The organism is Methylorubrum suomiense (genome assembly GCF_022179765.1).
Classification (GTDB): domain Bacteria; phylum Pseudomonadota; class Alphaproteobacteria; order Rhizobiales; family Beijerinckiaceae; genus Methylobacterium; species Methylobacterium suomiense.
Genome location: NZ_BPRE01000007.1, coordinates 51,255 through 76,099, shown reverse-complemented (window position 1 = coordinate 76,099; position 24,845 = coordinate 51,255). Strand labels below are relative to the sequence as shown.

The window sequence follows — 24,845 nt, the reverse complement described above, 5'->3', positions numbered from 1 at the left end:
ACGCCTCAGGTCTTTCGCCGGGCGATGAGCCCGACCAGAACCAGAGACACCGCAAGCGAGGTCGAGAGCGCGACCGTGTAAGTGACCGCCATGCCGGTTGTCGGCGCGAGGCGGATCACCGCGAGGTTGAAGGCACAGAGTCCCACGGCCCCTGAGACGGTCCCGCGGATGGTGGCCACGGCCTCGGGACGTCCGTTTTGAGCGTGGACGAAGACGATCAGCGGCCACGCGATCACCGGCACCGGAGCGAGGAGGCCGCTGACGGCGGGCCCCAGCAGCGGTGCGCCGAGCGTCACCAGCACGACGAGTCCGGTCGAGACGGCGATCCGCGCCGGGAGATCCCAGGGCGGCAAGCGGGCAGCCCGCGTCCCCGCAGGTGCATCGCGGGTGAGCACCAGCATCAGCCCGGTCAGGACGAGATCCAGGAGGACAAGAACCGTCTCCGCGCCGATACGGCCGGCGGCGAAGGCCCAGAGGATAAAGCCGGACAGGCCCGCCAAGCAGGACAGCGGAACCGAACAGTGCCGGCTCGCCTGGAGATAGGTGAGATAGGAGGCAAGGACCGCGCCCACGCCGACCAGCGAGCCGTGAGCGGCCTCGCCGGCAAAGCACAACCCCTGCTCCGCGGCGAGATAGATCGAGATCGGCCCGGAGGTCAGGGGCAGGCCGGCGGCGACGCCGCCGGCGAAGCTGCCGAAGCGCCGGTTCACGTAGGTGACCAGCGCCATCAGTAGCGGCGTGACGGTCAGCTTGACGGCAAGAAGTCCCACCGCCACGCAGCCGACAGATCGGCGTCAGTCGAGCCCGATCGCGACGAAGCGCACATCGCCACCCGTGCTGGCGACCAGCAGCAGCACGGATTTGCGACCCTCTTTCTTCAGGGCCTCGACCCGCTTAGTGACGTCGGCGGGGGCCGCCACAGCCTCCTGTCCGACTTCGACGATCACCTCGCCGGGCTGGATGCGCTTGTCGGCCGCGGTGGAGTTCGGATCGACCTTGGTGACGACGACGCCGCTCTTCACCGTATCCTTGATGTTGTAGCGACGGCGGGCCTCGTCCGAGAGGCCGGACAGGTTCAATCCGAGGATTTGCCGGTTTACGGTTTCCGGCTCGGGCTGCTTCGCGTTGGCGACCTGGGTCTTCTCGCCGTCCTCGAGACGTCCGAGCAGGACCGACTTCGACTGCTCCTCGCCCTTGCGCACGACCAGCACATCGACGGTCTTGCCGACCGGGGTCGCGGCGACGATGCGGGGCAGCTCGGTGGACGACTTCACGGGCACGCCGTTGAACTTGACGATGACGTCGCCGACTTCCAGGCCGGCGGTCTTGGCCGGGCCCTTCTCGTCGATGCCCGCGACCAGCGCGCCCTTGGCGCCGCCCTTGAGGCCGAGCGCCTCGGCCGTGGCATCGTCCACATTCTGGATGCGCACGCCGAGCCAGCCTCGGCGCACTTCGCCGAACTGGCGCAGCTGATCGATGACCGGACTTGCCGTACCCGACGGGACCGCGAAGCCGATGCCGACCGAGCCGCCGGAGGGCGACAGGATCGCGGTGTTGATGCCGATGACCTCACCGTCCATGTTGAACAGGGGCCCGCCGGAATTGCCCTTGTTGATGGCCGCGTCGGTCTGAATGTAGTTGTCGTAAGGACCGGACTCGATGTTGCGGCCGCGGGCCGAGACGATGCCGGCGGAGACCGAGCCACCGAGGCCGAACGGGTTACCGATCGCCATCACCCAGTCGCCCGGGCGCATCTTGTCGGAATCGCCGAACGGAACGGCCTTCAACGGACGCTCGGCGGTCGGCTTCACGCGGAGCAGGGCAAGGTCGATCTTGGAATCCTTGCCGATGATCTCGGCCTTGAGCTTTACGCCGTCGCTGAGAATGACCTGGATGTCATTGGCATCGCCGATGACGTGGTTGTTCGTGACCACGATGCCGGACGCATCGATGATGAAGCCGGAGCCGAGCGAGTTCGATTTGCGCGACGGCGAGCGCGGGCTGTCCTCATCGCTGCGCGGGGTGCCCTGCTGTCCGCGACGCTTGAAGAATTCCTCGAAGAGATCCTCGAACGGGGTTCCCTGAGGCAGCTGGGGCAGGCTGCGACCGGTGCTCTTGGCCTCCACGGTGGTGGAAGCAGAGATGTTGACGACGGCGTCCGTCACCTTCTCGGCGAGGTCGGCGAGCGATTCAGGGCCCTTCGCAAGGGCGGGAAGCGGCAGCGACGTTGCGGCCACCGCAACACCGATCATCGCGGCGGTGAGCGCCGAGGCGGCGCGTCGGGCGATGGTCGAGCCGGACGACGGCCGACGGCCCTGTTCGGCATTCGCGGCGAATCTCGCTGCGGGCATCATCGGCGGTTTCCTCACGTTCATGAACGCGGCCCGTTTCGGGCCTGCCCCTCTATAAATTCGGCGGCCGGCACCCCGATCAAGAGTGCCGGCCGCGGATGCCGCAGGCTCAGGCGGCTTAGCGGACCGTACCGGTCGTGCCGGGGCTGGCCTCGCCTTTCGCCGCTTCGCCCTTGGCCGCCTCGGGCTTGCGGCCCTGCGGATCGGAGAAGTAGCGGAAGAAGTCCGAGTTCGGACTGACCACGAGCTTCGTATCCTGCCCCTTGAGCGCGGATTCGTAGGCCTGCATCGAGCGGTAGAAGGCGAAGAAGTCGGCGTCACGACCGAAGGCTTCGGCGAGGATGCGGTTCTTGTCCGCCTCGCCCGCGCCGCGCAGTTCTTCGGCCTTCTGATTGGCCTCGGCCAGGATCACGGTGACGTCGCGATCCGCCTTGGCGCGGATCAGCGTTGCCGCCTGATCGCCGTTGGCGCGGATATCGGTCGCCTCCTTCTTCCGCTCAGAAGTCATGCGATCGTAGACCGCCTGACTGTTCTTCGCCGGAAGGTCGACGCGGGTCATGCGCAGATCGACGATCTCGACGCCGAGCCCCTTGGCCTCGCGGTTCACGCTGTCCTGGATCTCGTTCATCAACTTCGCGCGGTCGGTGCGCACCAGCGCATCACGGCTGGAGCGGGCGAGCACGTTGCGCAGGGCCGAGTTGGTGAAGCTCGCCAGACGCTGGTTCGCCTGGGCCACCGTGCCGACCGACTGATAGAATTTCAGCGGGTCGACGATGCGGTAGCGGGCGAAGGCGTCCACTTCGAGGTTCTGCCGGTCGGCCGTGAGCAGCGGCTGGACCGGTAGGTCGAGATCGAGCACGCGCTTGTCGAACAGCACGACGCTGTCGGCGAACGGCACCTTGAAGTAGAGACCCGGCTTGTTCTGGCCGACCGGATTCAGGACGTCGCGCACGCGGCCGAGCTGGAGCACCAGCGCCTGCTGCATCTGCCCGACGGTGAAGACCGAGGCGTAGAGGCCGACCGCGATCGCTGCCGCGACCACCATCAGGCCCGTGCGGAGGGCGGGATTGTTCATCGGTTCGTCGCTCCGCTCGCAGCAGGGGCCCGCAGGGTGTCGGTCAGGGGCAGGACCGGCAGCACGCCGGCCGCTCCGCCGGCACCCGAGACACCGGAGCCGCTCTGGTCGATGATCACCTTGTTCACGGAACCGAGCACCTTCTCCATGGTCTCCAGGAAGATGCGCTCGCGGATCACGGCGGGCGCGGCCTTGTACGACTCGTAGACCTGGCTGAACCGGGCGGCCTGACCGGTCGCGTCGGCGGTTGCCTGGGTGCGGAAGGCTTCCGCGCCCTGGACCACTTGGCTCGCCTTGCCTCGGGCCTGCGGCACCTCGCGGCTGGCGTAGGTTTCGGCCTCGTTGCGCACCTGCTGGGCGTATTGCTGCGCGGCGTTCACGTCGATGAAGGCCGGACGCACCTCAGGAGGCGGGTTGACGCTGGTGAGCTGCACCACCTCGATGCGCACGCCCGCGCCGTACTCGTCGAGCGCCGCCTGAAGGATCTCCTTGACCTCCTGGGCGATGCTGGACTGCTCGTTGGTCAGAATCGGCTGAATGTTGCGCCGACCGATCACCTCGCGCATGGCGCTCTCGGCGATGGCCTTGATGGTGCCGTCGGGGTTGGCGAGATTGAAGACGTAGTCTTCGGCTTTGAGCGGATTGACGCGCCACTGCACCTCGAAATCGAGGTCGACGATGTTCTCGTCGCCGGTGAGCATCAGGCTCTCCTCCGGTACGTCGCGGGTGCGCGTGGCGCTCCCACCGGTGACGTAACCGATCGGAATCGAGTTCACGACGCCGACATTGGGCTTCTGCACCGTGCCGATCGGATAGGGGAAGTTGTAGCGCAGGCCCTCACCCGTCGAGCCGGTATAGCGGCCGAAGATGGTGTTGATGCCGACTTCGTTGGGCTTCACGATGTAGAAGCCGGTGAGCAGCCACGCCCCGAGCACGAGGCCCGCCGCGATCAGGATGCCCTTGCCACCGCCGAAGCCGCCGCCCGGCATCACGCCGCGCAGCCGGTCCTGTCCGCGCCGGAGCAGATCCTCGAGATCGGGGGGCGTCTTGCCGCCGCCCCTGCCACCCCAGGGACCGCCGCCGTTGCCGCCGCCGGGACGGCCCCAGGGACCGCCACCGCCGCCGCTCTGATTGCTCCAAGGCATTCTCGACGTGAACTCCTGCTCAGGCCGCGCCCGCACGGGGCGGATACGACAAATTTCTCAAGCCGCGAGAACGCGTTTGCGGCGCCAACCGGACGCCGCGCACCTGAGTGGCCACGAACGGTCCTGTCAAGGCTGGCAGGTGGGCGCGCGGCCCGTCAATGGCAACCGCACCGACCGACCTCGCCCCCATCGGAACCCTGCGGCCAATGCGCCCCGGTTCGATCAACGGCTGGACCCGCGTTCCCAATCCACGAAGCTGAATGGAAACTCGTCGCGCTCCCCCGCCGGATGCCGTTCCCGCAAGGTCACGTGGAAAAGAGACCGGTCGAAAGCGGGGAAATGCACATCGCCCTCCGGGCTCGCCTCGACCTCGGTGAGGTGCAACCGGTCGGCATGGGGCAGGGCGAGTGCGTAGATTTCCGCACCGCCCGTCACCATCAATTCGTCGGACCCGGCGGCGGCCACCGCCTCTTCCCAGCTATGGACGATCTCGGCGCCGTCCAGGGTGAGGTTCCGGTCACGGGTCAGCACGAGGCTGCGCCGTCCGGGCAGGGGCCGCCCGATGGAATCCCAGGTTCTGCGGCCCATCAGGATCGGCTTGCCGAGGGTCAGCGCCTTGAAGCGCTTCAGGTCACTCGACAGGCGCCAGACGAGGTCGTTGTCGCGGCCGATGACGCCGTTGCGGGCAACGGCCGCCACGAGGGAGATGCGAGAGGCCATCAGACCGCCACCGGTGCCTTGATGGCGGGGTGGGGGGCGTAGTCCTCGATGGCGATGTCCGCGAAGGTGAAATCGAACAGGGAACGGACCTCCGGGTTGAGCCGCAGCCGGGGCAGGGGGCGCGGCTCACGGGAGAGCTGGAGGCGGGCCTGCTCCAGATGGTTCACGTACAGATGGGCGTCGCCGAAGGTATGGACGAAATCGCCGGGTCGATGGCCCGTCACCTGCGCCATCATCGCGGTCAGCAGAGCGTAGCTCGCGATATTGAAGGGTACGCCGAGGAAGACGTCGGCCGAGCGCTGGTAGAGCTGGCAGGAGAGGCGCCCATCCGCCACGTAGAACTGGAACAGGCAGTGGCACGGAGCGAGCGCCATCCGATCGAGATCGGCCGGATTCCAGGCCGAGACCACGAGTCGGCGCGAATCCGGATTACGGGCGATCTCGTCGAGGACCCACGCGATCTGGTCGACCGTCCCGCCGCCGGGCTTCTCCCAAGACCGCCACTGACGCCCGTAGACGGGGCCGAGATCGCCCTGCGCGTCGGCCCACTCGTCCCAGATCGTGACGCCGTTCTCGCGCAGATACCGGACGTTGGTGTCCCCTTTCAGGAACCACAGCAATTCATGGATGATCGAGCGCAGATGCAGCTGCTTCGTGGTCACGAGGGGAAACCCCTCGGCCAGATCGAAGCGCATCTGATGCCCGAACACCGACAGCGTTCCGGTGCCGGTGCGGTCCTCCTTGCGGATGCCGTCGGCGAGGATGCGGGTCAGGAGATCGTGGTACGCGCGCATGTCCGGTCAGGTCTGACGGGCCGCGAAGCGGATGTCGAGTCATCGTCGCAGTCAGCGTAAACCGGGCCCGATCTGGTAGACGACCAGAGCGAGGTTGCTCCACGCGTGCAGCAGCATGCAGGGCCACAGCCGTCCCGTACGCCAGCGCAGCCAACCGAGGGTGAGGGCGAGCGGCAACAGGGTCAGGGGCCGGGCTAGGGCGTGAAACGCGTTGGCGTTCCTGGGGGCCGGCTCCAATCCGATATGGGCGAGGCAGAAAATCAGCGCCGTCGTGACGATGGTCGCGGCCGGCCCAAGGAACCGGCTCGCCCGCGCATAGACCTCGCCCCGCAGGAGCAGCTCCTCCGCGACCGGGGCGAGCAGGATCACGAAGGCGAACCACAGGGCGACCATGGAGGGCGACAGGAACGGCGAGATCCGCACGCCCTGGGCGAAATTGACCTGGAGCGCCGCGGCGGTCGCCGTGACCCAGGCGATATGGATGAGGGGCCAGAGCGGCAGCAACCACAGAAGCCGCCGGGTCGAGGCGCGGGGTATGGCCGGGGCGGCGAAGCCCAGCCGCGCCCACACGGCCCCCGGCCCAGCGCCGCGGCAGGCCCAGGCGGCGAGCGCCACCACGAGGAGCGCCATCAGCCCCTGCCGCAAGGCATCCGTCACGACTCCACGGGCGGCGAGTTCGGCCAGCGGCAGGCGCGGACGCTGAAGCGTCGGGGTGAACGGGTCGATACCCAGACGCCAATCGCCCACGAGCCGGACGAGGGCGATCGCGAGGAGCGTCGCGGCGATGAGGACGACGAACGGCACCGCCACGAGCGCGAGGATGCGCCCCATCCACAGGAGCGGAGCGACGGGGGAGGGGGAAAACCGCGGCGAATCCGTAGGGGAAGGTAGGGACGCGCGCATGCCATCGGGCGGCATATCGGCCACGCTTGCAATGCGGAGCGGATCTGAGCGCGGATCGCTCTTCAAAACCGCCGTCAGCCCCTCTATATTCCCCTTGCCGGTCGCAAGGCCGGCTATGGCGATAAACGTTCTTCGCAATAAACCTATCGGACCCGGGGGCGGTACCCGGCGCCTCCACCCGAACCCAGGACCGATGGCCGCATGGCCATCACGCGGCAAATTCCTGGGCTCCGGCGGGGGCGAAATAGGATCGACGAGGGCGTAAAGGGAGCACTTTCGCTCGGCATGGTTCCGCCGTTATCGGGCCTTTGCAATAGTTGCCAACGACAACTTTGCTCCGGTGGCTGTCGCCGCGTAAGCGGTGCCAAAAACCGACCTAAAGTCCTAGCGGGTAGCACCGCATAGGCGGGGTTCGGAGGTACCTGGCAACAGAAACCTCCACTTAATTTCCACGTCCCGGCGCTGCCGCCCTCCGGCCGTGACCGGACAAGCGAGCGCCGATGGCCGAAGATCTGATCCGTTACGATCTCCTGGTTCAGGATGCCCTGCGCGGCGTCGTGCGCAAGGTGCTGACCGACGCGGCCCGCGAGGGCCTCTCGGGCGAGCATCATTTCTACATCTCGTTCCGGACCGAGGCGCCGGGCGTGCGCATGTCGCAGCGTCTGCGGGAGAAGTACCCGCAGGAGATGACGATCGTTCTTCAGCACCAGTTCTGGGATCTCGGCGTCACCGAGCACAGCTTCGAGGTCGGCCTGTCCTTCTCCGGCGTGCCGGAGCGGCTCCTGATTCCCTTCGACGCGCTGTCCGGCTTCTTCGACCCGTCGGTGCAGTTCGGGCTTAAGTTCGACCTGAACGACGGCACCGAGGGCGAAGAGACCGCCGAGGTACAGCCGGCCACGCCGAAGATCGGTCCACGCGGTGCGGCGTCCGAGCCCACCGAGATGAAGCCCAAGGGGACCGGCCTTACCCCCCTCGCCGCCGGCCCGAAGATCGTTCCGGCGCTGCCGGCGACGCGCGAGGGCAAGGAGACCGAGGACGGCGTCAAGGCTCCGAAGCCCGAGGCGGCCGAGAAGGGCGACAAGGAAGCCAGTGCCGAGGTCGTCAGCCTCGACGCGTTCCGCAAGAAGAACTGACCCAGTCCCCAGCCGTTTGGCGTTTACCGCAGTTGGGAAAATCCCCGTCGTGCCCTCACGAGGCGGGCAATTTTGGTATCCAGAACCGGGATAAATCGGTAATTCACACGGGCGGCCTCGAGTCGCTGGCGGGGGTCACGCGTGTGAAGGGGCGAGGCAGCTCACAGTCCTGGCTCATCGTTGCGCTCTTCCTGGCGGTGGGCGGCCTCGTATTGGCGGTCGAGCCACGGCTGCTGGAGCGCGTCCCGAGCCTCGCACTTCCCTCAGCGAGAACAGTGTTCAGGGCGGAATCGCCCGCCCATGAAGCCCCTGCCGTGCCGAAGCCCGCGTCGCGCACGGCCATCGAAGGTGGGCGCATCGTCGTGAAGCTCGCCCCCGGCGAGCGCGAGCGGATCGGCGTCGAGACCCTGGATGTCGCCCCGGGCAACCACCGCATCGAGATCCAGGCCTATGGCAGCGTCCTCGATCTTGCCCGGGTCACCGAACTCACGAATGCCTATGCCAGCGCGCAGGCCGCGCTTCAGACTGCCCAGGCCAAGGCCGAAGTCTCGAAGAGCGCTTTTCAGCGTGCCCGCAATCTCGGCCCCTACGCGACCCAGGTGCAACTGGAGACCGCCGAGGGCACCTACCAGACCGATCAGGCGAGCCTCTCCGCGGCCCAATCGCAATTGCGAACGTTGGCGGCCACTGCCCAGCAGGAATGGGGACCGGTGATCGGGAAGGCGATCATCGAGCGCGCCCCGGCGGTGACGCGCCTGATCGAGAGAACCGATTTCCTCGTCCAAGTCACGCTGCCCCCCGGCGAGGTGCTGAAGGGCCAGCCCAACACGGCTTTTGCCGAAGTCCCGCCACAGAGCGAGCGCGTGGCCCTGCGCTACGTCTCGCCCGCCACCCGCACCGATCAACGCATCCAGGGGGTCAGCCTCTTCTACGTCGTATCGGGTGACAGCGGGCTGCTGCCGGGCATGAGCACCCTCGCCTTCATCACCGCGGACCGGGCGGCACACGGCATCCTCGTGCCGGAAGACGCCGTGGTGCATTGGCAGGGCGGGGCGTGGTTCTATCGGGCGATCGGCGAGGGAGGGTTCGCCCGCCATCCGCTCCCGTCGGGCGCCGCGATGTCGGCGGATGCCTACGTCGTCGGCGACATCACCGAGGAGACCGAGATCGTCGTCCGCGGGGCACAGGCGCTGCTGTCGGAGGAGGCGAGGGCCCAATCGCCCGCGGCCGTGGACGACGACGATTGAGTCCGCCCGTGTCACCGGCCACCGGCCCGCAGGCCGCCCTCGTCGCCTTCGCGGTGCGCTTTCCCGGCGTGGTGCTGGCGCTCGCCCTGGCGCTGCTCGTCTACGGTGCGATGGCCCTGAACGAGGCGAAGTACGACGTCTTTCCGGAATTCGCCCCACCCACCGTCTCGGTCCAGACCGAGGCACCCGGCCTGAGCCCGGAGCAGGTGGAAGTGATCGTCACGCAGACGGTCGAAGGCGCGATCAACGGCCTTCCCGGCATCGCGACACTGCGCTCCTCCTCGATCCAGGGGCTCTCCGTCGTCACCGCCACCTTCACGACCGGGACCGACATCTATCGGGCGCGCCAGCTCGTCAATGAGCGCCTATCGACCATCGCGAGCCGGTTGCCGCAGGGCATCATGGCCCCGACCATGACGGCGCTGACCTCCTCGACCGGGACGGTTCTGGTTCTTGGTCTGACATCGACAACGCGATCGCTCCTCGACCTGCGCACCGTCGCGGATTGGCGGCTGCGGCTACGGCTGCTCGCGGTTCCCGGTATCGCCGAAGTGCTGGTCTATGGAGGCGATCTCCGCTCGATCCAGATCCAGGTCCGGCCGCGCGATCTCATCCGTTTCGGGATCGGCCTCAACGACGTGCTCGTCGCGGCGCGCAAGGCGACCGGCGTGCGCGGCGCCGGCTTCGTCGACACCACCAACCAGCGCATCGCCCTGCAGACGGAAGGACAATCGCTCACGCCGGAGGAGGTCGCCCGCACGGTGCTGGTCAACGAGGGCGGGGCCAGCGTCACCCTCGGCGATGTGGCCGATGTGCGCGACGCCCCCGAGCCGTCGATCAGCGCGGCGCAGATCGACGGCGTGCCCGGCGTCCTGCTCTCCGTCGGGGCGCAGATCGGCGCCAACACCGTCGAGGCCACCGCGCGGGTCGAGGCGGCGCTCGCCGAATTGCGGCCGAGCCTGGAGCGCGAGGGCATCGTGCTGCGCACCGACCTGTTTCGCCCCGCGAATTTCGTCGCTGTCGCCAACGGCCACGTGATCCAGGCGCTGGCGCTGGGCGGCCTTCTCGTCGTGGTCGTGCTGTTCCTGTTCCTGCTCGACTGGCGCACCAGCCTCATCAGCGCGGTCGCCATCCCGCTCTCGCTGATCGCGGCGGTGGTCGTCCTCGCGGCCATCGGCGAAAGTCTCAACGCGATGACGCTGGGCGGGCTCGCCATCGCCATCGGCGAGGTGGTGGACGACGCGGTCATCGGCGTGGAGAACGTCGTACGGCGCCTGCGCGAGAACCGGCGGTCGGACATGCCCCGGCCCGGACCCGCCATCGTCTTCGACGCGGTGATGGAGGTGCGCACCTCCGTGGCCTACGCGACCCTCGCCGTGCTGCTTGTCTTCCTGCCGGTCCTGGCGCTGACCGGAGTGGCGGGCCGGCTGTTCGGGCCGCTCGCGCTCACCTACATCCTCGCCGTTCTGGCCTCGCTCGCGGTGGCGCTGACGCTCACCCCCGCCCTCGCCGTCCTTCTGCTCGCCCGGCGCAAGCGACTGCCCACGCACGATCCGCTGCCCATGCGGAGCTCGCGCGCCGCCTATATGCGGCTGCTCGCGCGCATCGACCGCGCCCCGAAGCGGGTGATGGCGGTGGGGGTCGTGGCGGTGGCCGCCGCGGGGGCGGTCGTGCCCTTCCTCGGCGGCGCGTTCCTGCCCGATCTGAAGGAGGGGCACCTGATCCTCCACATGGCCGCGGCGCCCGGCACCTCCCTCGAGCAGTCGCTGCGGCTCGGGCAGCATCTGACGAAGGCGCTGAAGGAGGTGCCCGGCGTGCGCGCCGTGGCGCAGCAAGTCGGGCGGGCCGAGGCCGGCTACGATGTGGGCGGCACCCATTACAGCGAGATCCATATCGATCTCGCGGCGGGACTCGATGGCGAAGGCCAGGAGGAGGCCGAGGCCGGCATCCGTGCCGTCATGGCTCGCACGCCCGGTGCGGGCTTCTCGCTCAAGACCTTCCTGACCGAGCGCATCGAGGAAACGGTCTCGGGCTTCACCGCACCGGTGGCCGTCAACGTGTTCGGCAACGATCTCGCCGCGATCGAGGCCGCCGCCCGCGACGTCGCCCGCGAACTCGCCGAAGTGCGGGGGGCGGCCGACGTGCAGGTGGTCTCGCCCGCGGGTCTGCCGCAGATCAACGTATCGTTGCGCGCCAACGATCTGCGCCATTGGGGCCTCGACGCGGTCGAGGTCCTCGAGATCGTACGCACCGCCTATCAGGGCGACGTGGTCGGACAGACCTACCAGGGCAACGCCGTCTTCAACGTCACCGTCATCTTGGAGCGCGCGGCGCGGACCCGATTATCAAATCTTGGCGACCTGCCGATCCGGGTGCGCGGGGGCAGCTTCATCCGTCTGTCCCAGGTCGCCGACATCTACGAAACCTCCGGCCGATACGCCGTCCAGCATATCGGCGCGCAGAGGGTGCAGCCGGTCACGGCCAACGTCGTCGAGCGGGACGTCGCCTCCTTCGTCGAGGCGGCGCGGCGCAAGATTGCCCGCGAAGTGAAGTTGCCGCCCGGGGTCTATGTGAGTTTTGCGGGCGCGGCAGAGGCGCAGTCTAAGGCGCGACGCGATCTCATCGCCTACTCGGCCCTCGCCGGCCTCGGCATCGTGGTGCTGCTCGCCGTCGTAACCGGATCGGTGCGCAATCTGATCCTCGTTCTCGTAAACCTGCCCTTCGCCTTCGTCGGCGGCGTCGCCGCCGTGGCGGCGACCGGAGCCGTCGTGTCTCTCGGCTCCATCGTCGGCTTCGTCACCTTGTTCGGCATCTCGCTGCGCAACACCATCATGATGGTCTCGCATTACGAGCACCTCACCGCCGTCGAAGGTCGCGCCTGGAGCCGCGCAACCGCGATCGACGGCGCGGCAGATCGCCTCGTGCCGATCCTCATGACCTCCCTGGTGACAGGCCTCGGCCTCCTGCCGCTGGCGCTCGGCGCCGGCGAACCGGGCCGCGAGATCGAGGGACCGATGGCGCTGGTGATCCTCGGCGGCCTCGTGACCTCGACCGTCCTGAACCTCCTGATCCTTCCGACGCTCGCCCTGCGCTACGGCCGGTTCGGCCGCACATCCCTTGCTGGCTAAGCCTTCAACGGTCCGGCTCGGAATGGAGCGGTTGCCTTCCACTTGACCGAGTACGCTGTCCAGACAGCTCTCGACTTGAGTGCGTCACTCTCAATACCCACAAGGCAAACGTAGTTTTTTAAAAACCTCCCTTGCGTCTTCCTGCAACACGTATGATCTTCGCGCACGGGGGCCTTAGGAGCGGACAAGCAGGATGACGGAAGAAAGCCAGAAAACGTTCAACGACTTCGTAGAATTAGCGAGTGATATCGTTTCGTCCTACGTGTCGAATAACTCAGTGCCTGCATCCGAGCTTCCGGGCCTGATCATCAACGTTCACGCAGCTTTGACCGGCCTTGGAACGGCCACTGCGGCGGCGCCCCCCGCTGAAGAAGCCATCGAGAAGCCCACGCCGGCCCAAGTCCGCAAGTCCGTGACCCCGGACGCCATCATCAGCTTCGTCGACGGCAAGCCCTACAAGACCCTGAAGCGCCATCTCGGCACGCACGGTCTCGATCCCTATTCCTATCGTCAGCGCTACGGCCTGCCGAACGACTACCCGATGGTCGCTCCGAACTACGCCGCGCAGCGCTCGGCGCTCGCCAAGTCGATCGGCCTGGGCCGTCCCGGTGGGCGGATCGAAGACGAGGTCGAGCCGGAGCCCGAGCCGAAGCCGACCCGTTCGCGCCAGAAGGTCGCCTGAGCGCCGCTCAAGCCCGAAGGAGCGCCCGCCTCGATGCCGATGCTGGCCATCATTCGACCGACCCAGCCCGCTTCCCGGGTACGGTCGTCGCTCTAGATCAATGACCGGCCCGTCCCGTGGGGCGGCCGGTGTTCCTGGGATGCGGGATGCCGCGGAGGCTCGCGAGGGACGAGGCATGGCGGGCGCCGCCCATCTGATAGTCGACGTGGCCGGCACGCCCTGTGCCCTGCCGCAGGCCGAGATCCGCGAAATCCTGCCGTTGCCGCGCCTGCACGCGCCGCCCGCCTCGGGCGGCCCGCTGGCCGGGTTGCTCAATCTCGGTGGCGAACCGGTGCCGGTCGTCGATCTTGCCCTGCTGTTCGGCTTGCGCGACGTCGCGGAGACGGACGACCCCTACCGTCACGTGATCCTTGCCCGCGGCGGGTCGCTCGGCCTCCTGGTCGACCGCGCCCTCGATGTGATGCAGGTGGCGGATGAGAGCCTGCGACCCGTCGAACCGGAGCGAAGCCTGAATGGCTGCGTCGTCGCCGAGTTCACCCGCGGCCACGAACTCGTTCATCGCCTGTCGCTACCGCGGATCCTGACGCTGGAGGAGCGGGTACGACTCGATGCCCTGGCCGCGGAGTCGCGCGACCGCCTCGCACGGTTCGCCTTCAACGAGACCATTCAGCCCGCGTGACTTGCCCGCCCGAACGTTTGCAGCGCGCCCCGCTCGCGGGCGCCGATCCCGGCTTTCCCGCTCTGAAGGAGCAGGTGATCGCCCGTACGGGCCACAACTACTACATCGACAAGGACGATCTCCTCCACGACCGGGTCCGGCGGCGGCTGAAGATCTGCGGTCTCCCGGATTGCACCGCCTATCTCGCGCGGCTCGAAGGACCGGGCGGGCGCGAGGAATGGGCGGCGTTGGAAGCCGAGATCACCATCGGTGAAACCTTCTTCTTCCGCTACGCCGAACAATTCGAAGCTCTGCGCGGTCGCATCCTGCCCGAACTGATCGCGGCGCGCGGCGATGTTCGCACCCTGCGCATCTGGAGCGCCGGCTGCTCGACCGGCGCCGAGCCCTATTCTTTGGCCATCCTGGTCCGCGACCTTCTCGGCGAGGCGTTGTCCGAATGGTCGGTCACGATTCTCGGCACGGATCTGAGCGTGGAGGCGCTCGCCACCGCCCGCGAGGCCGAGTTCGGCCCCTGGGCCCTGCGGACACTCGGCGAAGCCGACCGCCTGCGTTGGTTTCGTCGTCTTCCCGCACGGTCCGGCCGGCCGCACGGATCCTATGCCCTGCGTCCGGTCTACCGCCGCATGGTCCGGTTCGAGCGGCAGAACCTGCTCTCGCTGATCGACGCTGCGCAGCCTGCCGGTGGGGCGGCATCCCCGATCGGACCGACCTACGATCTGATCCTGTGCCGCAACGTGCTGATCTATTTCAATGCCGATCACGTGAACCGGATCGTGCGCGCCCTCGGACAGCGGCTTCAACCCGGTGGATGGCTGCTGATCGGTCACGCCGAGCCCAACCCCGCCTTCGCGCAATGGCTGGAACCGGTGGCCCTGCCCGGGACCGTCGCCTACCGCCCGGCGGGAACGGTTCTGGAGGTCGATCCACCGGCTCCCTTCCTGCCGCCCCTACTGGAAGCGTCAGTTGTCGAGCAGCCCGTTCCCCTCCCACCTCTTCCGGAACCGCCCCAAGACTTGCCTCCCGCCCCCATGCCGGAAGCATCTCGCGAACCCCTATCGGTCGATTCTGCAATTGAAGCGGCGGAACCCGCCGCGTTGATCGAAACGGTCCGAAGGCTCGCCGATGCGGGAGAGACCGCTCAGGCTTGGCGTCTCCTTCAGGAAGCCATCGGCGGGCGAGGCACGGAACCGGCTCTCCGCTATTACGAGGGCCTGCTCGCGCTCGATCTCGGCCGTGAGGTGGAGGCGGAGCGGGCTCTGCGGGGCGCCCTGTTCCTCGACCGTGGTTTCGTGATGGCGCATTATCAGCTCGGCCTGCTGCTCGCCCGCCACGGGCGTCGGGACGAGGCGGCCCGTGCCCTCGACAACGCGCTCCGGCTCGCGCAAGGACTACCGTCCGTCACGATCCTGCCGGAGGGAGACGGCGTGAGCGCCCATCTGTTGGCTGAGAATGCGCGGGGGATCCTCTCCGGCATCGGTGGGCCGCCCGCCCGGGAATCCGCCAGGGAATCGGAATGAAGGCCGCTCTCGATGCCAGCCGCGACGCCCTGCTCGACGCCCGTGCGGCGGCTCTGGCCGGCCGCTCGACGGAAGCGGCCCGCCCCATCGAAACGCACGGCTATCTCGTCTGTCTCTGCGGGCCCGAACGCTACGGCCTGCCGCTCGGTGCGGTCGCGGGCGTAACGCCGCAACGTCCCATCACGGCGCTGCCCGGCGCACCGGCGACCCTCCGCGGCATCTGCGCCATGGCCGGGACGATCGTCAGCGTTCTCGATCTCGCCGCCTGTCTCGGACTCGTCGCCGAAGGCGAGGGCGGGCATTTCGTACGGCTGCGGGCGCAGGAGCCGCCGCTGGCCCTCGCGGTGGATCGTGTCGTCGGGATTGCCCGCATCGAAGCCCGCCCGGCCGATCCCGCGAGCACCCTGGGAGGCGGACCGCTTCTGGGCTATGTCCCGCCCGGTTCCGACCGCACCGACGACGTCCGCGACGGCTTCACGATCCTCGACCTGCCGGCCTTGCTGGCTCGCTTCCTTTCCTGATGGCCCGGCTGAGGCCGGATCCCTCTCGCCGGAGTCTTCGAACGCTCGTGTCACCGACGCATCGGACCACACATTCTCCCGGGACCGGTGAGGCAAGCCTCCACGGATCGGCGTTCGCCGCTCCGGCGGTGAGACGATCCTTTCGCGGCTGGCACGAGATCGCGTCGAGCCCGGCCCGCTGCGGCGCGGCTTCGCCTCGCTCGAACGGGAATCGCTCTGTCGGGCAGCGCGGACACAACCATCGCGAAGCGGCCTTCGCCGCTCCCATCGACATCCGGGACGCCGTTCCCGACGGTTCCTGGATCTGAGAGAAGTCGAGCATGGCGAACACATTCGGCCTCAACCGCTCGCTGGGCGGCGCCATCGGTGCGATCGCGCTCGTGTCGGTTCTCAGCAGCGTTGCCGTGCAGGTGACGCTCGCTCAGTTGCACGACGCCACCGAGGCCCGCGGACGATCCAATCGTATCATCCGCGGCCTCGACGCGTTCCGCTCGGCCATGCTCGATCAGGAAACCGGGATTCGCGGCTACCTGCTCACCGGGCGGGAAAGCAGCTTGGAGCCCTACAAGACCGGCCGGCTCGCACTGGACGAGACGATCAATCGCCTCCGGGCGACGATGGGCAGCGACACCGACCAATCGCGCATGCTGGCCGATGCCGTCGTGGCGGCTCGGGCATGGCAGACCGATGTCGGGGAAGCCGCCCTCCGCCGCGCGGCGGATCCGGCGACGCGCCCCGAAGCCGTCCGGATCGAAGCCGACGGGTCGGGGAAACAGCTCTTCGATACCCTGCGCGAGAAGCTCGGCGCCATCGAGATGGCGGAAGAGCGCGTCCGCGCCAAGCAGAACGAGCGGGTCGCCGAGGGCGAGCGCAATTCCAATTTCGCCCTTTGGGGCACCACGCTGCTCACCCTCCTCATCTGCGCCGGGTTGGCCTTCGTCATCAGCCGCCTGATCGTTCGCCCGCTCGCGAGCGTGATGGCCTTCGTCGAGCGGGTCGGCTCCGGGGATCTGACCGGCCGTGTCGAGGCGACGGGCCTCAACGAGGTCGGGCGGCTGGCCACGACGCTCAACACGATGGTGGCAGGCCTCGGGGACCTAGCCCGGACGAACCGCTCCGCCACCAACGACCTCAACGCCGCCGCGGCGGAGATCCGCGCCTCGGCCCAGCAGCAGGCGGCCAGCGTCGAGGAGCAATTCGCCGCCGTGCAGGAGACCGCCGCCACGGTCGACGAGATCACCCATTCGGGCGCCCAGATCTCGAAGCGGGCGAGCGAAGTGATCGCCACCGCGCAGGCTGCGGCGCAAACCGCCCGCTCGGGCCTGCGCGCCGCCACCGACACCGCCAAGGCGATGGAGTCGATCCGCGAGCAGGGCGAGGCCGTGGCCGGCAACATCGTCGCGCTCAGCGAGAAGACGCAGGCGATCGGCGAGATCATCGTCACCGTCAACGACATCTCCGAGCGCACCCATCTGCTGGCGCTCAACGCCGCCATCGAGGCGGCGGCCGCGGGTGATGAAGGCCGCAGCTTCGCCGTCGTCGCTTCGGAGATGAAGCTGCTGGCCGATCAGGCCAAGCAGGCGACCGTGCAGGTGCGCGGCATCCTCGGCGAGATCCAGCGGGGCATCAACGCCTCGGTCATGCTGACGGAGGAGGCGGTCAAGCGTGCCGCCGCCGGCAAGACCCGCACCGACTCGACCGTCCGCACGATCGAGGAGATGGCCGCCCGGGTCGAGGAGGGCGTTCAGACCTTCCAGCAGATCGTGGCCTCGACCAACCAGCAACAGCTCGGCATCGAGCAGGTGATGGGGGCGCTCCAGAACATCCGGCAGGCGAGCCAGCAGACGGCAGCCGGCACCCGCGAGGTCGAGACCGCCTCGGCCAACCTTACCGAGCTGGCGCAGGGGCTGATGGCGTTGGCCGAACGCTACCGGCTCTGACGCGCGCTGATGGATATCCGTCAGCAACTGCTCGCCGCCTTCGATGTCGAGCATCGGGAGCATCTCGACGCGATCCGCGCCGCCCTCGCGGCCGAGGGCGGGGTCGATTGGCACGACGTGTTCCGACGGGCCCATAGCCTGAAGGGCGCCGCCCGCGCCGTCGATCTGCCGCCGGTCGAGGCCGTGGCGCATCAGCTGGAGGCCCTGTTCGAACGCATCAGCGCGGGACGGCATCCCCTCGACCGGGACGCCAGGGCCGCGACCCATCTCGCCCTCGACCGGATCGAGGCCTACGTGGCCGCAGGCGGCGCGGCGTCGATGCCGGACGATGCGCTCGCCGCCCTTGCCGCCTGTCTCGACCCCACCGCATCGACGCCCTCAGGTACCGGGACTTCGACGGCGGAGGCTGCGGCCCCCCCGCCCCCTGAAGCGATCCCGTCAGCCGCAAAGCTGCCCCCCTCCACTGCGCCGGAAGCGGCGGGCGAGCCGTCGCTCGCGGTCCTGCGCGTACCGGCCGCCGCGGTCGAGGCGCTGACACGGGCGAGCCATGGGCTCGGGGCCGCCTTGCCGACCCAGCTCGCGGCAGCCGAGCGGGCGTCGCGGCTCGCGGCCCATGCGCGGTCGCTGCGGGGCCGGACCGAGGCCGTCCAGCGCCAGAGCCTGGCCGGCGGCATCGACGAGGTCACCGCCCTGCGCCGTGCGCTCGCCGAGATCGAATCCGGACTTGGCGCCTTGGCACGCGAGGCCTCCGATCTGGCTCAGGGGCAGAAGGCGGCCAATCTGGCCGTCGAGACCGCCGCCGCCCGCGTCCGTAAGGAGACCGAGCGGCTCGCCCTGGTGCCTGCCGAGACGGTGTTCGGCGGTCTCGCCCGGATGGTGCGGGATCTCGCCCGTGCCGAGGGACGCGACGTGGAGGTGAGCGCCCGGGGCCTCGACCTCCCGGTGGAGCGGGCCATGCTCCAGTCCCTCAAGGATCCGGTTCTGCACGCCCTGCGCAACGCCCTGAGCCATGGCGCCGAGGCGCCGGAGGCACGGCGCCGCGCCGGCAAGCCGCCCACGTTGTCCATTTTGCTGACCGTCGAGGCCCAGGGCGGACGCCTCGTGCTCGGTATCCACGATGACGGGCGCGGGCCGAATCTCGACGCGATCGCGGCGACGGCCCGGGAGCGTGGTCTCATCGCTCCGGACGAGCATCCGGCGCCCGAGGCTCTGCTCGCCATGCCCTTCGAGCCCGGCTTCTCGACCGCCGGCGCCGTGGATGCCCTGTCGGGACGCGGCATGGGCCTCTCCGTGGTGGCCGAGGTCGCCCGCGCGCTCCATGGGCAGGCACGGCTCGCTCCGCGCACGCCGCACGGCACGTCCCTGATCCTGACTCTGCCCCTCTCGGCAGCCCAGCGCCCGGTGGTGATCGTCGAGGCGGGCGGATCCCGCTACGCCCTGCCGAGCGGCGCGGTCGAGGCTCTGACCCGACTCGATCCGGACACGCTGGAGACCGTGGCGGGCCGTCCAGTCGTACCGGTCGAGGGTGATGGGGCGCGGGCCGGTGCGACGCTGCCGGTCGCCTCGCTCGCCGCGCTGCTCGGCGTACCCGAGACGGCCGCCGAGGCCGGGACGGTGCCCGCGCTGCGGCTGCGCGGGAGCCAGGGAAGCGGTTTCGTGACGGTCACTCAGCTGCACGACGTGCGCCGTCTGCTCGTCCTGCCGGCCCCGCCGATCGGTGTCGATCCCGCTCTCGTGACTGGCACCGTGCTGCTCGGCACCGATATGCCGGCCCTGGTGCTGGATCCCGACGGGCTTCTCGCACGGTTCGGCCGCGCCGGTCCGCGGCCGGCGCAGGACCGTATGAAAGGATACGGTTCTGCCGACGGAACGATGGCAGAGAAACGACGTTCGACGATTCTTGTCGTCGACGATTCCATCACGACCCGCACCCTGGAGAAGAGCATTTTGGAAGCGGCGGGCTACCGCGTGATCGTCTGCGTCGATGGTCAGGAAGCACTCGACCGTCTGCGAGCGCGGATCGAGCCGGTCGATCTCGTCCTGGCCGACGTCGAGATGCCGCGTCTCGACGGCTTCGGCCTCGTCGAGGCCCTGCGCCGGGAAGACGATTTCGGGCGGTTGCCGGTCGTCCTGATGACCTCGCGCGGCGACGAGGCGGACGTCGCCCGCGGGCTCGAACTCGGAGCGGACGCTTACCTGACGAAGCAGAAATTCGATCAGCGCGCCCTCCTGGATACCATCGGTCAGCTGCTGTGAGCGGGGGGAGCGATCATTCCGCGCCGAAGGGGCGCGTGCGCGTGCTGGTGGTCGAGGATTCGCTCGTCGTTCGGATACTGTTGACGCACATCATCGCCCGCGATCCGCGGCTCGAACTCGCGGGGGCCGTCGAGTCCGGCGAGGCGGCCCTCGCCGTCCTCGATACGGTACGACCGGACGTGATCTCGATGGACATCCGCCTGCCGGGCATCGACGGGTTGGAGACCACCCGGCGCATCATGGCCGATCGGCCGACACCGATCGTCGTCATCGCCGATGCGGTCGAGGATTCGTCGCTCAAGATCTCGATGAACGCGCTGCGGGCCGGTGCCCTCTCCGTCGTCGAGAAGCCGGTCGCGACCACGAACGATGGATACGACGCGGTGGCCGGGCAGATCTGCACCCAGCTGCGCATCATGGCGGCGGTTCCCGTGATCCGACGCCGGCCGATCGGCGCCGAATGGGCCAGCCGCGAATTCGCGGGTCCCAGCGAGACGCCGGTCCCGTTCGAGCCGGTCATGGCGGCGCCGACCGTCCTCGCCATCGCGGCCTCGACCGGTGGCCCACCGGCGCTCGCCAAGGTGATCGGCGGACTCGCCGCCGATTTCCCGCTGCCGATCCTCCTCGTCCAGCACATGGGCGCGGCCTTCATGGAAGGATTCGCGAACTGGCTCGACGGTGTGGTGCCCCTGCCCGTCCACCTCGCCCGCGACGGCGAGATGATGCGGGCCGGGCAGGTCTACGTCGCCCCTGGAGACCGACACTTGGAACTCGGCTGTGGCGGCGTGCTGCGCGTCCACGACGCGGCTCCGGTCGGGGGACAGCGCCCGGCCGCGACGGTCCTGTTCGCCTCCGTCGCCCGGCAGGCCGGGGCTCAGGGCATCGGCGTGCTCCTGACCGGCATGGGGGAGGACGGCGCGACGGGGCTTCTCGACATGCGCAAGGCGGGGGCCGCGACGGTGGCCGAGCATGAGAGTTCGGCGGTGGTCTACGGCATGCCCGCCGCGGCGGTGCGTCTTTCCGCGGCCTCGCGGGTCCTTCCCCTCGATCAGGTCGCGCCCCATCTGCTGCGGCTCGCGCAACGGAGGCTGGCATGAACGCACCGATGGGTGCAGCTGCCCCCGAAGCGGCGGCGCGGGAGCACCGCCTGCTGCTGGTGGAGGATTCGGAAACGCAGGCGCTGGAATTGCGGCTCCAGCTCGAAGCCCAGGGCTTCTCGGTCCAGCGCTGCGCGACCGCGGAATCCGCCCTCGATCTCCTCAACACCGATCTGCCGGATCTGGTGGTCGCCGACCATCACCTGCCCGGCATGAACGGCGACGAGTTCACGCGGCAGATGCGCCTGTCGCTGCGCACCCGCGCGCTGCCGGTGGTGATGCTGACGAGTGCCCGCGACGGCGAGCGCCACGGCTTCGAGAGCGGCGCCGACGCCTATGTCGAGAAGTCGGCCGACCGTGATCTCTTGGTATTGCGGATCCGCGCCCTTCTGCGCGAGCGCAAGAACGGCGCGGCGGAGGGCCCCTCCGGCGCTGCCTTCCGCCGGGGCCGCGTGCTGATCGTCGATGGCAGCGCCACCTATCGCGCCTTCTTCACCGGCCTGCTCTCGCAGGAGGGCCACGCCGTCATCGCCGCCGCCGATCGCGCGGCGGCGCTGGCGGCCCTCGACGCGCCGGGGGCGAGCTTCGATTGCGTGACGCTCGACCTCATCGGCAGCCCCTATGACGGGATCGCCCTCTGTACCGAGATCGGTGCGCGCCGCCTGAAGGAGGTCGAGGCGGGCGGCCTCGGCTTTCCGCTGATCGGCATGGCCGGGGCCAAGCCCGACAAGAGCCTCCTGGTATCCGCCTTCGCGGCAGGTGCCGATGACGTTGTGTCGAAGGCCGACGGCGAGGTCTTGGCGATGCGGGTGCGCGGCCTCGTACGCCGCCGCCTTCTGGAAGAGGATAATCGTCGCATCTCCGGCGAGTTCGGGGACCGGGAGCGGGCCGTCGAGCGGGCCCGGGCCGAGGCGGAGGCCGCGGCGGCCCGGGCGGCTCTGGCCGACGCGCTGCAGCAGGCCAACCGCGATCTGGAGGATGCCAACCGCAAGCTGACGGAGGCGCAGGCGAAGCTGGTTCAGGCCGCCAAGATGGCCTCCCTCGGCGAGTTGGTGGCGGGCATCGCCCACGAGATCAACAATCCGCTCGCCTTCATCCTGGCGCATCAGGGCACCGTCGAGCGCATTCTGGGCGAGCTGCCCGCTCCGGAGGCCCCGGACAGCGCGCGGGCCCTCACCAAAGCCCGCGACCGGGTCGGCTCGATGCGGCTCGGTCTCACCCGCATCCAGGATCTCGTCCTCAACCTCCGAAAATTCTCGCGGCTCGACGAGGGTGAGCGCGGTCTCGTCAATGTGCCGGAAGCGATCGAGACCGTGCTGGCCCTCATCCAGCACAAGCTCGGCACCCGGATCGCGGTCATCCGCGACTTCTCCGGACGGACGGAGATTCACTGTACGCCCGCGCTGCTCAATCAGGTCGTGATGAACATCCTCGGCAACGCGGCCGACGCGATTCCGGGCGAGGGCACGATCACCATCGCGACGTCCACCGACGCGGAGACCGACATCATTCGCATCAGCGACACGGGGCCGGGCATTCCCGAAGATCTGCGCGAGAAGATCTTCGAGCCGTTCTTCACGACAAAGCCGGTCGGATCGGGTACCGGACTCGGCTTGGCGATTGCCTACAGCGTCGTTCAGGCGCATAGCGGCTCGCTGACCGTGGAGACGGCGCCGGGTGGGGGCGCATGCTTCGTCATCGGCATCCCGAGGCAGTCGGCAGCGGCATGAGCAGAGGCACGATCCTGGCCGTCGATGACGAGCCGGACATCCTGATCGCCCTGGAGGACCTGTTCGAGGACGAGTACCGGGTGCTCACCTCGGCCAAGCCCGAGGAGGCGCTCGCGATTCTCCGGAGCGAGCCAGACATCGCCGTCGTCGTTTCCGATCAGCGCATGCCCGGCATGACCGGTGATGCGCTGCTGGCCGAAGCCCGGCTGTTCCACGAGGCGCAGGCGATCCTGCTCACCGGCTATGCCGACATCTCGGCGGTGATCGCGGCGCTCAATCGCGGCGGTATCATCGGCTACGTCGCCAAGCCTTGGGACCCGACGCTCCTGCGCGCCACGGTGCGCAACGCCTATGAGCGCCACCGCCTCGGCCGGGACCTCGCCACCGAGCGCGCCCTGCTGCGCGGCCTCCTCGATCACGCCGAGGAGGCGATCTCGTTCAAGGATGCGGGCGGGCGCTTCGTGCGGCTCAACGCCCGCAAGGCGGCGCTCATGGGCGCGGAGGTCGAGACGAGCCTCGGTCGCACCGAATCCGCCATCACCGACGCGGCCGAGGCGCGGGACGCGGAGGAAACCGATGCGCGCGCGGTCGCGGCGGGCGAGGCGGGCTCGACGGTGATCGCCCGCGGCGTGCTCGGCGCCGAGCGCTGGTCACATGTCATCCGCGTGCCGATCCGCGGCGCCGGTGGGGACGTGACCCACCTCGCGACGATCGAGCGCGACGTGACCGAGCAGAAGAGCCTGGAGGCGCGTCTGCGCCAATCCGACAAGATGCAGGCACTCGGTACCCTCGCCGGGGGCATTGCCCACGACTTCAACAATCTCCTCACCGCGATCCTCGGCAGCCTGGAACTGGTCGGCCCCAAGATCGCCGACCAGCCACGCGTCAAGCGCCTCGTCGACAACGCCACGGGCGCGGCCCAACGCGGCTCGGCGCTGACGAAGCGCCTCCTCAGCTTCAGCCGATCCAACGATCTGAAGGCGCGACCCGTCGATCCCAATGCCCTGATCGAGGGAATGAGCGCCCTGTTCGGGTCGAGCCTGGGCAGCCTCGTCACCGTGATGCGCGATCTCGAACCCGAGACGCCCCATGCCCTCGTCGATCCCGACCAGCTCGAACTGGCGGTGCTCAATCTCTGCATCAACGCCCGTGATGCGATGCCCGACGGCGGGAAGGTGACGATCTCGACCCGCCGCGTCGAGATCGCGGACGATCCCGACCTGAAGCCCGGCGCCTACGCCGTGGTGACCGTGGCCGACGAGGGCACCGGCATACCGCCGGAGCTGCTGGAGCGGGTCTGCGAGCCGTTCTTCACCACCAAAGCGGTGGGGCAGGGAACCGGCCTCGGTCTCGCGATGGTGTTCGGCCTCGCGCAACAGGCGGGGGGACGCCTGCGCATCACAAGTACGGTCGGCGTCGGCACCCGGATCGAGCTGGCCCTACCGCAGGCCGAGGCCGTCAGCGAGGGCGACACTGCCGAAACCCTGCCGCCGCTGGCGACGGCGGCGGCACCGGCCCGCATCCTCGTCGTCGACGACGATCCGGAGGTGCGGCACGTGACGGCGTCCTTCCTCAGCGACTTCGGATATACCGAAACCGAAGCCAACGACGGGCACACGGCGCTCGCCCTGATGGAGGAGGGGACCGCCTTCGATCTCGTCGTCGCCGACCTCGCGATGCCGGGAATGACCGGGGTCGAACTCGCCGCCGCGATCCGCAGCCGCTTCGCCGGCGTGCCGGTCCTGCTGCTCACCGGTCATGCCGAGGCTGTGCCGATCCCCGACGATCTGCCGGTGATGCAGAAGCCGTTCGCGTCGGCGGAACTGGCCGCGCGGGTATCACAATTGCTCGCCGGAAGCGCCTGACGCGCCCGTCTCCCTAGCGGGCGCAGCGACGCCAAAGCGATTCGAGGGAGAACGGTTCGATC

General features: G+C 68.9%; 19 protein-coding genes and 1 other RNA gene. 13 read left to right on the top strand and 7 right to left on the bottom strand.

All coding sequences use genetic code 11. The features are described from left to right. Positions 1–5: 5 nt before the first annotated feature. From MFF26_RS12525 to MFF26_RS12495, 7 genes are all read right to left on the bottom strand, one after another. Positions 6–776, bottom strand: a complete 771-nt coding sequence (locus tag MFF26_RS12525; protein WP_137828828.1) for a hypothetical protein — start codon at positions 774–776, stop codon at positions 6–8. Positions 777–794: 18 nt separating this feature from the next. Further along, on the bottom strand, positions 795–2,351 hold the full coding sequence (locus tag MFF26_RS12520; protein WP_137828827.1) for a DegQ family serine endoprotease: 1,557 nt from the start codon (positions 2,349–2,351) through the stop codon (positions 795–797). A 118-nt stretch (positions 2,352–2,469) separates the two neighbouring features. After that, positions 2,470–3,426: a protease modulator HflC gene (hflC, locus tag MFF26_RS12515; RefSeq protein ID WP_137828826.1), complete on the bottom strand. Its 957-nt coding sequence runs from the start codon at positions 3,424–3,426 to the stop codon at positions 2,470–2,472. Beyond that, positions 3,423–4,571 carry an FtsH protease activity modulator HflK gene (gene hflK, locus MFF26_RS12510; RefSeq protein ID WP_238308073.1) on the bottom strand — a complete coding sequence of 383 codons (1,149 nt, stop codon included), beginning with the start codon at positions 4,569–4,571 and terminating at the stop codon, positions 3,423–3,425. The genes hflC and hflK overlap by 4 nt, the downstream gene beginning before the upstream one ends. Before the next feature lie 222 nt (positions 4,572–4,793). Next, positions 4,794–5,291 (bottom strand): dihydrofolate reductase, encoded by a 498-nt coding sequence (locus MFF26_RS12505; RefSeq protein WP_171015444.1) that lies wholly within the window; start codon positions 5,289–5,291, stop codon positions 4,794–4,796. Then, positions 5,291–6,085 (bottom strand): thymidylate synthase, encoded by a 795-nt coding sequence (locus tag MFF26_RS12500; RefSeq protein ID WP_137828823.1) that lies wholly within the window; start codon positions 6,083–6,085, stop codon positions 5,291–5,293. Before MFF26_RS12500 ends, MFF26_RS12505 begins: the two co-directional genes overlap by 1 nt. 51 nt (positions 6,086–6,136) lie before the next feature. Then, the gene (locus MFF26_RS12495; RefSeq protein ID WP_238308072.1) at positions 6,137–6,916 is read right to left on the bottom strand and encodes a CPBP family intramembrane glutamic endopeptidase; all 780 of its coding nucleotides are present in this window, start codon (positions 6,914–6,916) and stop codon (positions 6,137–6,139) included. A gap of 129 nt (positions 6,917–7,045) precedes the next feature. Here MFF26_RS12495 and ssrA point away from each other — a divergent pair. From ssrA to MFF26_RS12430, 13 genes are all read left to right on the top strand, one after another. Next, positions 7,046–7,431: a transfer-messenger RNA gene (ssrA, locus tag MFF26_RS12490) on the top strand. A gap of 57 nt (positions 7,432–7,488) precedes the next feature. Further along, positions 7,489–8,121, top strand: coding sequence for an SspB family protein (locus tag MFF26_RS12485; RefSeq protein ID WP_137828821.1), 633 nt, complete (start codon positions 7,489–7,491; stop codon positions 8,119–8,121). A 230-nt stretch (positions 8,122–8,351) separates the two neighbouring features. Continuing rightward, on the top strand, positions 8,352–9,368 hold the full coding sequence (locus MFF26_RS12480; protein WP_238308108.1) for an efflux RND transporter periplasmic adaptor subunit: 1,017 nt from the start codon (positions 8,352–8,354) through the stop codon (positions 9,366–9,368). An 8-nt stretch (positions 9,369–9,376) separates the two neighbouring features. Beyond that, positions 9,377–12,496: an efflux RND transporter permease subunit gene (locus MFF26_RS12475; RefSeq protein ID WP_373324466.1), complete on the top strand. Its 3,120-nt coding sequence runs from the start codon at positions 9,377–9,379 to the stop codon at positions 12,494–12,496. 193 nt (positions 12,497–12,689) lie between these two features. Next, entirely contained in the window at positions 12,690–13,178 is a 489-nt protein-coding gene (locus MFF26_RS12470; protein ID WP_137828819.1) for a Ros/MucR family transcriptional regulator, read from the top strand. A gap of 175 nt (positions 13,179–13,353) precedes the next feature. After that, positions 13,354–13,857 (top strand): chemotaxis protein CheW, encoded by a 504-nt coding sequence (locus tag MFF26_RS12465; protein WP_238308071.1) that lies wholly within the window; start codon positions 13,354–13,356, stop codon positions 13,855–13,857. Continuing rightward, positions 13,854–15,374 carry a CheR family methyltransferase gene (locus MFF26_RS12460; RefSeq protein ID WP_238308070.1) on the top strand — a complete coding sequence of 507 codons (1,521 nt, stop codon included), beginning with the start codon at positions 13,854–13,856 and terminating at the stop codon, positions 15,372–15,374. Before MFF26_RS12465 ends, MFF26_RS12460 begins: the two co-directional genes overlap by 4 nt. Continuing rightward, positions 15,371–15,895 carry a chemotaxis protein CheW gene (locus MFF26_RS12455; protein ID WP_137828816.1) on the top strand — a complete coding sequence of 175 codons (525 nt, stop codon included), beginning with the start codon at positions 15,371–15,373 and terminating at the stop codon, positions 15,893–15,895. Before MFF26_RS12460 ends, MFF26_RS12455 begins: the two co-directional genes overlap by 4 nt. A gap of 320 nt (positions 15,896–16,215) precedes the next feature. Further along, positions 16,216–17,835: a methyl-accepting chemotaxis protein gene (locus tag MFF26_RS12450; RefSeq protein ID WP_137828815.1), complete on the top strand. Its 1,620-nt coding sequence runs from the start codon at positions 16,216–16,218 to the stop codon at positions 17,833–17,835. A 9-nt stretch (positions 17,836–17,844) separates the two neighbouring features. Continuing rightward, a complete protein-coding gene (locus tag MFF26_RS12445) occupies positions 17,845–20,091 on the top strand; it encodes a hybrid sensor histidine kinase/response regulator (protein ID WP_238308069.1) in 2,247 nt (748 codons plus the stop codon). A 35-nt stretch (positions 20,092–20,126) separates the two neighbouring features. Then, a complete protein-coding gene (gene cheB, locus MFF26_RS12440) occupies positions 20,127–21,188 on the top strand; it encodes a chemotaxis-specific protein-glutamate methyltransferase CheB (protein ID WP_238308068.1) in 1,062 nt (353 codons plus the stop codon). Further along, positions 21,185–22,918, top strand: coding sequence for a response regulator (locus tag MFF26_RS12435; protein ID WP_137828098.1), 1,734 nt, complete (start codon positions 21,185–21,187; stop codon positions 22,916–22,918). Before cheB ends, MFF26_RS12435 begins: the two co-directional genes overlap by 4 nt. Continuing rightward, positions 22,915–24,783 carry a response regulator gene (locus MFF26_RS12430; protein WP_137828097.1) on the top strand — a complete coding sequence of 623 codons (1,869 nt, stop codon included), beginning with the start codon at positions 22,915–22,917 and terminating at the stop codon, positions 24,781–24,783. The genes MFF26_RS12435 and MFF26_RS12430 overlap by 4 nt, the downstream gene beginning before the upstream one ends. Positions 24,784–24,845 lie beyond the last annotated feature (62 nt).